At 44.2% G+C, this 12529-nt stretch carries 9 protein-coding genes; 8 read left to right on the top strand and 1 reads right to left on the bottom strand.

Going from position 1 to position 12529, the window contains the following annotated elements; all coding sequences use genetic code 11:
- Window positions 1-129: 129 nt before the first annotated feature.
- Both OCV20_RS23575 and OCV20_RS23570 read left to right on the top strand, forming a co-directional pair.
- A complete protein-coding gene (locus OCV20_RS23575; RefSeq protein ID WP_086774505.1) occupies window positions 130-1566 on the top strand; it encodes an amidohydrolase in 1437 nt (478 codons plus the stop codon).
- A 300-nt stretch (window positions 1567-1866) separates the two neighbouring features.
- The gene (locus tag OCV20_RS23570; RefSeq protein WP_050647492.1) at window positions 1867-2610 is read left to right on the top strand and encodes an oligogalacturonate-specific porin KdgM family protein; all 744 of its coding nucleotides are present in this window, start codon (window positions 1867-1869) and stop codon (window positions 2608-2610) included.
- Window positions 2611-2714: 104 nt separating this feature from the next.
- Here the strand turns inward: OCV20_RS23570 and OCV20_RS23565 are convergent, their stop codons facing one another.
- Window positions 2715-3359, bottom strand: a complete 645-nt coding sequence (locus OCV20_RS23565) for a MurR/RpiR family transcriptional regulator (RefSeq protein ID WP_048611838.1) — start codon at window positions 3357-3359, stop codon at window positions 2715-2717.
- Window positions 3360-3531: 172 nt separating this feature from the next.
- Here OCV20_RS23565 and OCV20_RS23560 point away from each other — a divergent pair, with 172 nt between their 5' ends.
- From OCV20_RS23560 to manA, 6 genes are all read left to right on the top strand, one after another.
- Window positions 3532-4935: a PTS fructose transporter subunit IIC gene (locus OCV20_RS23560; RefSeq protein WP_048611837.1), complete on the top strand. Its 1404-nt coding sequence runs from the start codon at window positions 3532-3534 to the stop codon at window positions 4933-4935.
- A gap of 84 nt (window positions 4936-5019) precedes the next feature.
- Window positions 5020-7677, top strand: a complete 2658-nt coding sequence (locus OCV20_RS23555) for a glycoside hydrolase family 38 N-terminal domain-containing protein (RefSeq protein WP_086774504.1) — start codon at window positions 5020-5022, stop codon at window positions 7675-7677.
- Window positions 7678-7687: 10 nt separating this feature from the next.
- Window positions 7688-9388 (top strand): alpha-amylase family glycosyl hydrolase, encoded by a 1701-nt coding sequence (locus tag OCV20_RS23550; RefSeq protein ID WP_048611833.1) that lies wholly within the window; start codon window positions 7688-7690, stop codon window positions 9386-9388.
- Between the two features lie 3 nt (window positions 9389-9391).
- Window positions 9392-10012 carry a fructose PTS transporter subunit IIA gene (locus tag OCV20_RS23545; protein WP_048611831.1) on the top strand — a complete coding sequence of 207 codons (621 nt, stop codon included), beginning with the start codon at window positions 9392-9394 and terminating at the stop codon, window positions 10010-10012.
- Window positions 10013-10026: 14 nt separating this feature from the next.
- The gene (locus OCV20_RS23540) at window positions 10027-11190 is read left to right on the top strand and encodes a glycerate kinase (RefSeq protein ID WP_048611829.1); all 1164 of its coding nucleotides are present in this window, start codon (window positions 10027-10029) and stop codon (window positions 11188-11190) included.
- 43 nt (window positions 11191-11233) lie between these two features.
- Window positions 11234-12421 (top strand): mannose-6-phosphate isomerase, class I, encoded by a 1188-nt coding sequence (gene manA, locus OCV20_RS23535; protein WP_061037659.1) that lies wholly within the window; start codon window positions 11234-11236, stop codon window positions 12419-12421.
- Window positions 12422-12529 lie beyond the last annotated feature (108 nt).

Below are 12529 nucleotides of genomic sequence, written 5' to 3'. Positions count from 1 at the left end.
GCTCGATTAGGTATGCCATTTTATTTAAAGGTAAGGTTATAGTGTCGCAAAAATTTAGCGGTGCTCTTTTTTTTAAAGGAAAAGACTAACTTGCTAACAATATTACACGCACAACATATAGGTTTAGTAATGACGCTTAAAAGCTTGGCATGCACCATCAGCGCTGTTCTACTGGCAGGTTGCGGCTCGACGGTCGCGACGCAAACATACAACGCCGATCTGATCATCACCAACGGACAGGTTCTCACCATCAATTCAGAAATGGATGTGATTGAAGACGGTGTCGTAGTGGTGAAAGACGACCAGATTATCGCAGTCGGTAACGAGGGGTTGATCACTCAATACCGCGCTGAAAAAGTGATTGATGCTCAAGATGGGATCGTTATGCCGGGCATGGTGAACGCGCACAACCATTTACCGATGATTGCGTTTCGTGGCTTAGGAGAAGAGGGCATCTCGAACCGCTTGTTCGCTTACTTCTTCCCTCTAGAAGCTGAAAAGCTAAGCCGTGAACTGATTTACAATGCAACCAAGCTTGGCTCTATCGAATTGGCACAAAGCGGTGTGACCACTTACGCCGATATGTACTACCACATGGACGAAATGGCCAAGGCGACCAAAGAAGTCGGTTTGCGTGCTGTGCTCGGCGAAACCGTGATTAAGTTCCCTGTGGTCGATGCCAAAGAACCTTACGGCGGCATTGAATACGCCAAAGGTTTTATTGAGCAGTATAAAAACGATGAGCTAATCACACCTGCTTATGCACCACATGCGGTGTACACCGTGAGCAAAGATAAGCTGCAAGAGATCAACAATCTGTCTGCTCAATATGATGTGCCGGTGCTGATTCACGTTGCTGAATTCCCGAATGAAGAGAAGCGCATCAAAGACGAAACCAAAGCGACATCACCAGTTGAATACATGGATGAAATTGGTGTGCTAGACGAGCGCGTAGTGATTGCTCACGGTATCCACCTATCAGAGAACGACCAAAAGCTTCTCAAGCAAGCTGACGCGGGTATCTCATACAACCCAATGGCGAACGCTAAAGGCGCGACGGGAATCGCACCGGCATGGGATATGTACCGTGCTGATATGCGCATTGGCTTAGGAACCGACGGTCCAATGAGCTCTAACCAAGTCGATATCATGCGCACATTAAGCTACGCAGCAAACATGCAGCGCTTAAAGCACTCAGACCGCACCATCATGATCCCTGAACAGGTGATCGAGATGGCAACCTTAGGCGGCGCAAAAGCCCTACACATGGAAGATCAAATTGGTTCTCTTGAAGTGGGTAAGAAAGCAGATATCGTGATTGTAGAGACACAATCAGCGAACATGATGCCAAGCTACGACCCATACGCAACCTTGGTTTATCAAGCGAACCCAAGCAACATCGATACGACGATTGTGAACGGCCAAATCGTAATGGAAAACCGCGTAATGCAGACGGTTCAATTGGATGAAATCCGCCAAAGCGTCGATGAATTCGAAGCAGACATCACTGAGTTCGCGAAAGAGCTTTCTAAGAAGGCGATTAAGTCTAAGAGCTTGATGGATTAGTGATCAAATAATGAAGCTCTAAACTGCTTACACTAGGTATTTTTAACACGATGGTTAGCTCTGACATTATAAGGAAATGGAGCTAGCCACCTTAATGTAAAACGCCTTATTTTTTCTAAAAAAGCCTCTCCCCAAATATCCCAAAAGTAGACTTGGCTCATGTTTCCAATGTGACCAATATTCAAGTCGAACGGTGATACAGCGAATGTATCACGATACTTTGTACTTGTTTAATTCCTGAGTTTTATAGTGGCGGCGAAAGCGAAAGCTCGTATCCTAATAAAACTATAAAGGTAAAAAATGAAAAGCCAAGTTCTACTTTGTTCTACTCTTATTGCCCTTTCTTCTATGCCCACTTTTGCTGGTGAAACCAAGTTAGACGTACGTTTTGGTCATAACACTGCGTCTGATATTCGCGACAGCCGAGTGAAATTCATGCACACCTTCGATACTGGTTTTTACTTCAGTGCGGAGGCCGCCCAGATCCATAACGACGGTTACTTTGCTGGTAACGATTCAAATGATGAAGACACTAATGGTCTAAAAGCTGCTGCGCAAGAATTTGAGGCGACATACAAGTTCGAAATCAATGAGCAGTGGTATTGGGCTCCGGGTCTTGTCACAGTGACAGCGCCAAATTGGACTGAATACCGTCCATACTTGAAGTTGGGTACAAGCTTCAAAAACGGAGTCTCTCTAACTGGTCGTTATCGTTATAACTGGTCCAACGATGCAAACGGGAAAGACTACTTGGATGGCAGTGGCACAACACGTGGTGCTTCGAATCAGTTTGATATCTGGCTATCTAAAAGCTTTGGTGATGTGGGGCTAATGTATAACCCGAGATACCGTTATCAAGACGGTGTTGACCAAGGCACTGGTCGAGATGATTATTGGGAGCATACTGTTATGGTTAACTATAAGGTTAATGAAACTTGGACGCCATACATGGAGCTAGTGTCTGTCGATGAAACTTACGTGGACTCTGACGGCAACCGAGAAAACGATTATGCAGTACGTTTAGGGTTTGTCATGAACTTGTAATTTGATGAATATACTGCGGATTCCTTGTCCATAATATCGTAGAAAATAAAGAGCAGCCTTAAGCGCTGCTCTTTTTGTATTTGCAGAACTGGAAAAGGGGGAGACTAAAAGGTCAGCAGTTCTTTACCAATTTGGTCTACGATTTGCAGTGAATGAATCTGAGACTCCCTACCATACAAAGAGATGCCATCCACTTGCTCTTCTAGTGCTACGTTTTGGTGGCAAACCTGGTCGAGTGTTGAGCCTTGATGGCTTATTCCTACCACCTTCAGTCCCTTACGCTTAGCATTTTGCGCCATTTCTATTACAGAGTTGGTTTCGCCAGACTTGCTGATCAATAGCAGAGTACCGAGTTCGGCACGGGTGAGCTGGTGAATATCTGTGATTACCAAGTGAGGTACGTTAGCTAAGGATAGAAATCGAGACAGGTAATTTACGCTAACGATGGATGCACCGCGTGAATACAGATACACCACAGGGGATAACTTCAATGTATTGGCAACCCCCGCAATTTGTTGCTGATTCATGTGACTTGAAGGTGTTGTCACATTTTGCTTGAGCTCATTAGAGAGTTTATACCTGAGTTCAGTGTAACTCGCGTAGCCCATCTTTTTGCAAACTCGATTTACCGATGTAGTTGTTGTTAAAGCCTTATTTGCAATGGTCTTAGCCGAAATCTCATGGAGCTCACTGGCGTGGCCGATCAAATACTCGTAAATCGCACGTTCTATACCTTGAAATGTGTTCATTGCTCTCAGCTATTATTTAAGAAACTATCAATATTACGCGCGAAAATGAGGCAAATTACCATGACTTCAATCACAGATGTATCGTGATACTTCGGTTGTACGATGAAACAGTGTCGGTACACATTCACGCTTCATATACTGGCCGCAGTTGATAAGAACAAGGTATTAAACCATGGCTAAGAAAAAACTGGTTGCAGTGACCGCTTGTCCTACAGGGATTGCGCACACCTTCATGGCAGCTAAAAAAATTCAGAGCTGGGCTGAAAAGCAAGGCTATGAAGTTAAAGTCGAAACTCAAGGTAGTGATGGTGTTAAAAATAAGCTGACAGCTCATGATATCGCTACCGCGGACGGCGTGGTATTAGCCGTTGATGTGCCAATTATGGACATGGAACGATTTGATAACGCGAACCCGCTACAAGTTCGTACCCAAGAGCTGATTAAACGTGTTGACGATTTACTGCCGACAGTTTTTCTACGTGGTAAAGAAAAGTCTGATGCTAACGTCGAAGTGCATGACGAAAAACGTTCCGCTTACCAGGTGGCTATTGGTCATATTATGACAGGTATAAGCTACATGTTGCCGGTGGTTGTACTTGGTGGGTTATTGATGGCCGTGGCGAAAATCACTGGCGAGTTCATTGATATTTCGGGAACACCAATTCAAACGCTCGATAAGCTTGGTTTCATGACAATTAAGTTTATGTATCCAATCTTTGCCGGATACCTTGCTTATTCGATTGCGGGTAAACCTGCACTTATTCCAGCCTTTATTGGCGGTTTGATGACCGATGAGCCTTACAAACGATTTTTCGACCTGGAAGGGTGGGCGCCATCAGGCTTCTTCGGTGCCATTGCTATTGGTTTCCTTGTGGGCTATTTGGTCCGTTACCTTAACGATGTGATTCGAGTAAGAACGGATCTTACGACTCTAAAAACCATGCTGTTAGTGCCAGCAGTAACTGGCGTGGTGATGGTGTTAACCATGGAGTACGTGATTAATCCGTTCTTTGGTGCTTTAAACCTTGCAATGATTAATGTGTTCACCGAAGCCGGCGACGCAGGTCGAGGTATTTACTCGATGGTAATTGCTGCAGGTACTGCTTTTGATTTAGGCGGTCCGATCAACAAAGCCGCAGGTTCAGTAGCACTTGGTCTTAACGGGATGGGCGAAGGCTTCGACCTAATTGCCCGTGAGCTGGGAATTGTTATCCCACCGATTGGCGTTGGCTTGGCTGCGATGCTAGACGGTAAATTTCGTAAACGTGTATTTACCCCAGAAGAGCAAACGGTCGGTAAGACGTCTCTAATGCTTGGCATGATTGGTATTTCAGAAGGTGCAATCCCCTTCATTCTTAAGAACCCTAAGATGATCCCAATTATGATCCTTGGCTCAATCATAGGTACTCAACTTGCGGTTGTCCTCAATGTTTTCCAAAGCTTACCGCTACCAGCTGTTTGGGGGTGGTTCCTATCATCAGACCCAATTAGCTACACCTTATCCGTGTTCGTTGGTTCAGGGTTTATTGCCGTCGCATTGCTGTTATGCACCAAACCTCAGCCGAGTAATGCTTAATTAAGCGTCCTCATCATTTGAAATTTAATGGGGGAAGTGACCGCTTCCCCTCAATTGAAAATTTAGATAAGTCGAGATAAATCAATGGCTAAAATTCATGTAATTCCACATACGCACTGGGATCGTGAGTGGTATTTTACTCAGCAAGACAGTGACGTTTTGGCTACGTATAACTTCACTAAAGTTATCGAAACGTTGGAAACTCAGCCTGAGTACAGTTGTTATCACTTAGATGGTCAATCATCTATCGTTGAGGATTATCTTAATGTCCTGCCGCACATGCGTGATCGCTTGGCACAACTCGTTTCTGATAAGAAGCTATTTATAGGACCTTGGTATACACAGACCGATACCTATAATGTGGCGGGTGAGTCGATCATTCGTAATCTTAAATACGGTATGCATATTGCGGAAAGTTTAGGGCATAGCATGAAGGTGGGTTACCTACCTGATACGTTTGGCCACAACGCACAAATGCCGACTTTGTTTAAAGGCATGGGAATCGATAACATTATTTTCTGGCGCGGAATTGATTATGACCAACAGGTAGAGCGTTCTAATTTTAATTGGCGTTCTGCGGGCGGGGATGTGATTTATGCTTATAACCTTGTCCATGGTTATGGCGCAGCTAAAAACATGGTGGCGACCCCTGATCATCTAGACAAGAAAATCTTCCCAATGGTCGAGAAAATCAAATCTCTTTCTGGCTTGAGTGAAGTGCTTATTCCATCTGGTGGCGATCAGGTGAATATTGATCCTGATCTCCCTAAAACGTTACAAGCTGCCTCGCATCGCTCACCTGAGCAAGACGTATATGCGATCTCTTCTATGGAAGCATTTGTTGATGTTTTACGCGATAACAGCGATAGCTTTGAGACTTATAAAGGTGAATTTAAAGCCCCGCGTTACGCTCGAATTCATAAGACGATCGGCTCAGTTAGATATGACATTAAAAAGCTAAATTTCGATATAGAGCAGTTCTTGATTAAGAAGCTTGAAGTTGTCATCGCAATTGCGAAAGCACAAGGTATTACTGTCCATACAGAGCTGATAGATATCGCTTGGAAGAAGATTCTTGAGTGTCATGCGCACGATAGTATTGGTGGCTGCAATAGTGATGCGACCAATGCCGATATTATGCATCGCTTAAAGCAGGCTCAAGAAATTTGCCACGGTTTGTATAACCTTGTTATCAAAGAGATTGCTAGTAGCTGCCATGATAATGAGTTGATGTTGTTCAACGGCCAAATTAAACCATACACAGGGTTTGTTAAGGCCGTGGTATTTAGTTCGCATGAAAACATCGCAATCTCAGATGGCAACGAACAATGTGCTATCGAAGTGATTAAGCGCGAGACGTTAGATGGTGGCAAGGTTATTGAAGTTACCAAAGACGGTGAAAAAGAGGTTTCGGTTCCTCCTTACTATCGTTTCGAGTTGAATATCTCAGTTAATGACTTACCAGCGATGGGATACCAAGTATTTGAAGTACAGCCATGTGACGTGATCAATCGTCAAGTGGAAGTACGTAAGCAAATATCGATTGAAAATGAAGTAATGATGCTGACGTGTGAGGGAAGCCAACTTCAGTTAGTCGATAAAAAGGCTAATCGCGTTATTCCTCGACTTCTTACATTTGAAGAACAAGCTGATGATGGCGACTCCTATGATTTCTCACCGTTGCGAGGAGATATACCGTTATATAACCACGCTATTGAGCTTATCGAAACGCGGGTAGGTGAAACTGAGCAAGTGATGTTGGTGCGCGCGACACTCGATATTCCATTTGATCTTAGCGCCCGAACTGCGAATCAGAACGATCATCAGGCGACGTTTGAAATTAGCTTAACGCTTAGCCATGGCAGCGAGCAGCTAATAGTCAACATCACAACGATCAACCAGGCGAAAGATCACCGTGTGCGTGTGTTAGTTAATTCTGACGTTCAATCCAACACCTCGATTAGCACCCAGCCATTTGCATTGATGGAGCGTTCAATTGCGCCGTCAGTTGAAGGTTGGAAGGATAAGTTCCGAGAGTGCCCTATTGATATCGAAACCACAGAAGGTGCTGTGGCGTTAGCTGAGCCAAATAAAGCCGTTGTGATTAATGGCAGTGGACTTAAAGAGTTTCAAATCATCAAGGGGCAACACTCAGATAAAATCGCTCTCACCCTCTTCAAGGGTACTGGTGTGCTTGGTAAAGATGACTTAGCGTGGCGACCAGGTCGTGCTTCTGGCATCAATAATACCGTAGTACACACTCCTGATGCACAACTTCAAAAATTCATGCAATTTAGTTTTGCTTTGGCGTTAACGAAAGATGCTCAGCACAACACAATTCGTCGGTTAGAGCGCGAATACCTTGATGCACCATTTAGCTATCAAAAGCAAACGTTGAACAGTTTTGAGAATCGATTAGAGCGCTTCCAAGTTCGATTTGATTCACGTGAGCGTTTAGCTTCATTTAACCTGCTTTCACTCAAACAGCCGCTTGAACTATCAAGTATCGGGCACTCGTTCTATAAGCAAGATGCGGTGATCATTCGATTGTTTAACCCTACGCCTTCAGTCGTTGAACTAGAACTAAATGCGTTTGAACAGTTTCAGCAAGTTGAGCTGGTGGATTACCGAGAACAGCCAAAAACGTACGCAGACTCAACAAGCGTTGAGAGTATTCCTAAAGCTGTTGTTCAACCAAACAACAGCATCGATTTACGCGTAACGTTTGCCGTTGCTCAATAAGGACAAAGATATGATTGAAACAATACTCTTCAACAAAGTCGCCGATATTTATGGTGAAGAAGAAGCACACTCGGTAACGCAAGAGATCTTAGCCTTAATTGAGAAATGGAAGCCAAGTGCTCCACAATACACACCGTGGGTTGATGAGAATACATCTTACCTGATTACTTACGGTGACAGCTTTGCTCGTAACGACGAAAAAACATTGAGCAGTATGAAAATTTTTGCTGATAAGTACCTAAAAGACTCAATCAGCAATATCCATATTCTACCTATGTTTCCGTATACCTCTGATGATGGCTTTAGTGTGGTCGATTACCGAAAGGTCGACGAGAAGTTGGGTGACTGGGAACACCTCAATGCTTTGTCTGAGAACTTTGATTTGATGTACGACTGTGTGATCAATCACATCTCAAAAAGCAGTGATTGGTTTCAAGGTTATTTAGCAGGTGATACGCAATACCAAGATTACTTTGTTGAGTCTGACCCAAGCCTAGACTACTCGAGTGTTACGCGCCCCCGCGCTTTACCGCTCCTGACACCGTTTAGTAAGGCTTCGGGGGAGACATCTCATGTGTGGACTACTTTCTCTGAAGACCAAATTGATATCAACTTCCGAAGCTCGAAAGTGTTGCTAGAAAGTATCGATATTTTATTGATGTATGCAGTAAACGGCGGCCGTTCAATACGCCTAGATGCCATCGGTTTTATCTGGAAAGTATTAAATACAACGTGTATTCACTTGCCGGAAGCACATCAGATTATCCAGCTATGGCGAATCATCTTTGATGAGACGGTTCCTGGCGCGTTACTAATCACTGAAACAAATGTGCCACACAAGGAAAATATTTCGTATTTCGGACAAGGAAATGAAGCACACATGGTGTATCAGTTCCCGCTTCCGCCTTTGACTCTGCATGCATTCATGAGTCAAAACAGTTCTGTATTGACCGAATGGGCGAAAGGCCTAACCGAAGAAGCAATGGCTTCACTGCAGCAAGGGAATAAGACAACTTATTTTAACTTCCTTGCGAGCCATGACGGTGTCGGTGTTCGTCCAACGGAAGGGATCCTGACCAATGAAGATCGTTTGTTAATGTGTGAACAGGTTGAGCGTAAAGGTGGTCGCGTAAACTATAAAAACAACAGTGACGGGTCTCAGTCTCCTTATGAGTTGAATATCAATTACTTAAGTGCATTAACTGAAGCTTCCGATAGTGATGATGAGAAAGCGAGAAAATTCTTGGCGGCTCAATCTATCTTGCTTTCATTTATTGGTGTGCCTGCGATTTACTATCACAGTTTACTGGGCAGTGAGAATGATATTAACGGGATGGTTGAATCGGGTATTAACCGCAGAATCAATCGTGAGAAGTTCGATTTAGACGAGTTAGAGGCGGAGCTAGCCGAAGCTGGCTCATTGCGCCAACAAGTTTATAGCCAGATGGTTGAGTTGGTGAAGCTGCGTAAAACTCAACCTGCATTTTCTCCACTTATGAGCCAAAAAGTTCTAGACCTAGGTGAAAAGGTGTTTGCATTGCAGCGCGGCGAAGGAGATGAATCTATTCGCTTTGCTCTGAACTTAAGTGAGGTGCCACAAGAGGTTCGCCTTGATGCTGGTGGTTATGACTTGATTAGTCGTGAGCAGTTAGCAAATGTCTTTACATTGAAACCGTTTCAATTTGTTTGGCTGAAGAGTCATAAGGAATAGCGCATGAAATTATCTAACCTAACGTCCGAAAGCTTAATTCTGTTAGATGCGGTGTTCGATGACCGATTTGCAGCTATTAACGCATTGACTGACAAGATCGACCAAGCTGGCAAATTAACAAATAAACAGCAGTTTTTAGATGCTGTATTGCATCGTGAAGAAGAGGGGCCAACAGCTCTGGGTGAGTACTTAGCGGTCCCTCACGGTAAATCTCCGGCGGTTATTGAGCCTGTGTTTGCCTGTGCTTTCGTTAAAGATGAATTGATGTGGCAAGGTATTGATGGTGATGAGCCCGTCAATATGATCTTCTTGATTGCGATCCCGCCAGCAGAAGCTGGATCTACGCACATGGAAGTGTTGACGACATTGACGTCTTCTCTTGTAGACGATGATTTCCGTGATGAGTTACTAGCCGCGAATTCGACTCAACAGATTATGAAGTTGCTCGGTTCAGAAGACGACTGTTCTCAAGGCGCGAACAATACTCACAGTGAAGCAAAGTCAGACTCTGAATCTCAGAAGCAAGAAGAGCCGGAAATGGCGAAGGACATTAGTCAAATAGCCTACCCAGTAGTTTTAGGTGTTGGCCTGGTCATTTCAGCGTTTTTGTTCTTACTGCTCTAGAGTGAATACCTTCGATGAAAATAGTGATTGCTCCAGATTCATTTAAAGAGTCACTGACAGCTAAGCAGGTCTGTGAATGCATTGAACAAGGTTTTGTTCACGTATTTCCACAAGCTGAATACGTACACCTTCCTCTCGCCGACGGTGGTGAGGGAACGGTTGACGTATTGATGCAAGGTTTAGAGGGCGAGATAAGACTTTCGCCAGTGACCGGGCCGCTAAAGTTAGATTCACTCGACTGTGGTGTGACGGCTCAATGGGCGCTACTTGATAACGGCAGTACTGCCTTAATTGAAGTGGCGGCGGCATCAGGCTTAGATCTACTCGATGTTCCTCAACGTAACCCTGCAGTGACCACTACCTATGGTACTGGCGAGCTCATATGTGAAGCATTAGATCTAGGTGTGAGCAAAATAATGCTTGGCCTCGGTGGTAGTGCAACCAACGATGGTGGGGCTGGTATCGTACAGGCTTTAGGTGGAAAGCTACTGGATCGAGAAGGAAACGAATTACCAAAAGGCGGTGCTGCGCTTTCTAATCTTGCCCGCATCGATTTGTCTGGTGTTCACCCCCGTTGTAAGCAAGTGGAATTCATAGTGGCATGCGATGTTGCGAACCCACTTGTTGGGGGTAATGGAGCTAGTGAGGTGTTTGGTCCTCAAAAAGGAGCGTCTCCAAGTTTGATTGCTGAATTAGAGCGTTGTTTATCTAACTTTGCCAAGGTTGCTTTCTCAATAACTGGTGTCGACCGTTGTTCTAGCGCTGGGTTTGGAGCGGCGGGTGGCACCCCTTTGGGTGTCTCCTTGTTATTTGATGTTCAAATTAAGCCTGGAATTGAGATGATTTTAGATGCGTTAGACGCTGATAAAGTTCTAGAACAGGCTGATCTGGTGATTACGGGCGAAGGCCAAATGGATAACCAAACCCTGCAAGGTAAAACGCCATTTGGCATTGCTAAGCGAGCTAAGGCGAAGTCGATTCCAGTGATTGGAATTGCAGGTTCTTTAGGTTCTGAAATCGATGATTTATACGCCACAATCGACAGTGCTTTTGCCACTGTTCGCTCACCACAGAGCCTTGAAAAAGTGCTTCAAGAGGCGAGCATGAACGTGACTCAAACATCTCGAAATATCGCTGCTACCCTCAAGTTGGGTGCGTCAATGATTAATGTTAAGTAGCTGACTAAGTTTGATTACTTGCAAGTGATACAAAGAAATATCTATGTCTTTATTTAAATTAGATAATGTTATTCAGCATTATCCGTGGGGAAGTAAACAGTCTATTTCTGAGCTGTTTGATATTCAAAATCCTAATTCCGAGCCTCAAGCTGAAATTTGGATGGGGGCTCACCCTAGAGGCTGCTCAAGAGTTGCTGATACAGGCCAGCTGCTATCGGAGGTTTTAAGCCAAGACAGTAAGGGAATGTTTGGGGAATACACGGAAGCAAGGTTCGGCGAGCTACCTTATTTGTTTAAAGTTCTCGCGGCAGAAACCCCTCTATCGATACAAGTACACCCAAGTAAGAAAAAGGCCCAGCTTGGTTTTGAACGAGAGAATAAGCTAGGCATTAGTTTGGATGCATCGAATCGAAACTACAAAGATCCTAACCATAAACCTGAGCTGGTTTATGCACTGACTTTCTACAAAGCTATGAATGGTTTTAGGCCTATTCCGCAAATTATAGAGTTGTTTAAAGAAGCAGAAATTAGCGCACTGGATATTGAGATCTCAGCACTAGCAATTAGTCCCAACAGCGAAGGCTTGAAAGTGTTTTTTACCTCGGTGATGACACTTGAAGGTGAGCGAAAAAAGTTAGCGCTAGAGCAGCTGTATTCGGCTTATGAACGTAGACCGAAGACTGCTATGGGGCGAGAAGCATTACAGTACAGCAAAGGCTTTGAACAGCATTATGTCGATGATATTGGTTTATTTTCGCCACTCATGTTGAACACAATCGAGCTTGCACCGGGTGAGGCAATGTTTTTGCATGCCGAAACCCCGCATGCTTATATCGAAGGTACTGGGCTAGAGATTATGGCGAACTCAGATAATGTGTTACGTGCAGGTCTCACTCCTAAGTTTATCGATGTACCTGAATTGATTGATAATACGTGTTTTGAAACGACGGATATCGAAGGCATCAAACTGAAACCTATCGAGAAAGAAGACAAGTTGAGTTTCCCTATACCTGTTGATGATTTCGGCTTCGACATCTTGTCAGTGAACGAAGAGGTCAGCCAACAGTATCTACGGAGCGCAGAGATTTTATTTTGTATCGGTGGTGAGGTAACGGTTTCAACTAAAGAGCATAAGTTAATGCTGAGTTCAGGTGAGTCAGTGTTCATCAGTAACGATGCTGGAATGTATGAATATCAGGGACAGGGAATACTTGCTCGAGCGTACAACTAAGTCGAAATTTGTCTAGTCGAAAAGCATCCAGTTGTTATCACTCAATTTCTCTAGTGACACAAGAAAGGCCGACATCATGTCGGCCTTTTGCTTTCTGGTGACTTCAAA

The organism is Vibrio coralliirubri, from assembly GCF_024347375.1.
Taxonomy (GTDB): domain Bacteria; phylum Pseudomonadota; class Gammaproteobacteria; order Enterobacterales; family Vibrionaceae; genus Vibrio; species Vibrio coralliirubri.
The sequence above is the reverse complement of the archived record's forward strand: the minus strand, read 5'-3'. Positions and strand labels throughout refer to the sequence as shown.

Bases quoted from the DNA above. Each gene is read 5' to 3' on its own strand.
- OCV20_RS23570 (WP_050647492.1), top strand. From the start codon at position 1,867: ATGAAAAGCCAAGTTCTACTTTGTTCTACTCTTATTGCCCTTTCTTCT.
- OCV20_RS23555 (WP_086774504.1), top strand. From the start codon at position 5,020: ATGGCTAAAATTCATGTAATTCCACATACGCACTGGGATCGTGAGTGG.
- OCV20_RS23560 (WP_048611837.1), top strand. From the start codon at position 3,532: ATGGCTAAGAAAAAACTGGTTGCAGTGACCGCTTGTCCTACAGGGATT.
- OCV20_RS23565 (WP_048611838.1), bottom strand. From the start codon at position 3,359: ATGAACACATTTCAAGGTATAGAACGTGCGATTTACGAGTATTTGATC.
- OCV20_RS23550 (WP_048611833.1), top strand. From the start codon at position 7,688: ATGATTGAAACAATACTCTTCAACAAAGTCGCCGATATTTATGGTGAA.
- OCV20_RS23575 (WP_086774505.1), top strand. From the start codon at position 130: ATGACGCTTAAAAGCTTGGCATGCACCATCAGCGCTGTTCTACTGGCA.
- OCV20_RS23540 (WP_048611829.1), top strand. From the start codon at position 10,027: ATGAAAATAGTGATTGCTCCAGATTCATTTAAAGAGTCACTGACAGCT.
- OCV20_RS23545 (WP_048611831.1), top strand. From the start codon at position 9,392: ATGAAATTATCTAACCTAACGTCCGAAAGCTTAATTCTGTTAGATGCG.
- manA (WP_061037659.1), top strand. From the start codon at position 11,234: ATGTCTTTATTTAAATTAGATAATGTTATTCAGCATTATCCGTGGGGA.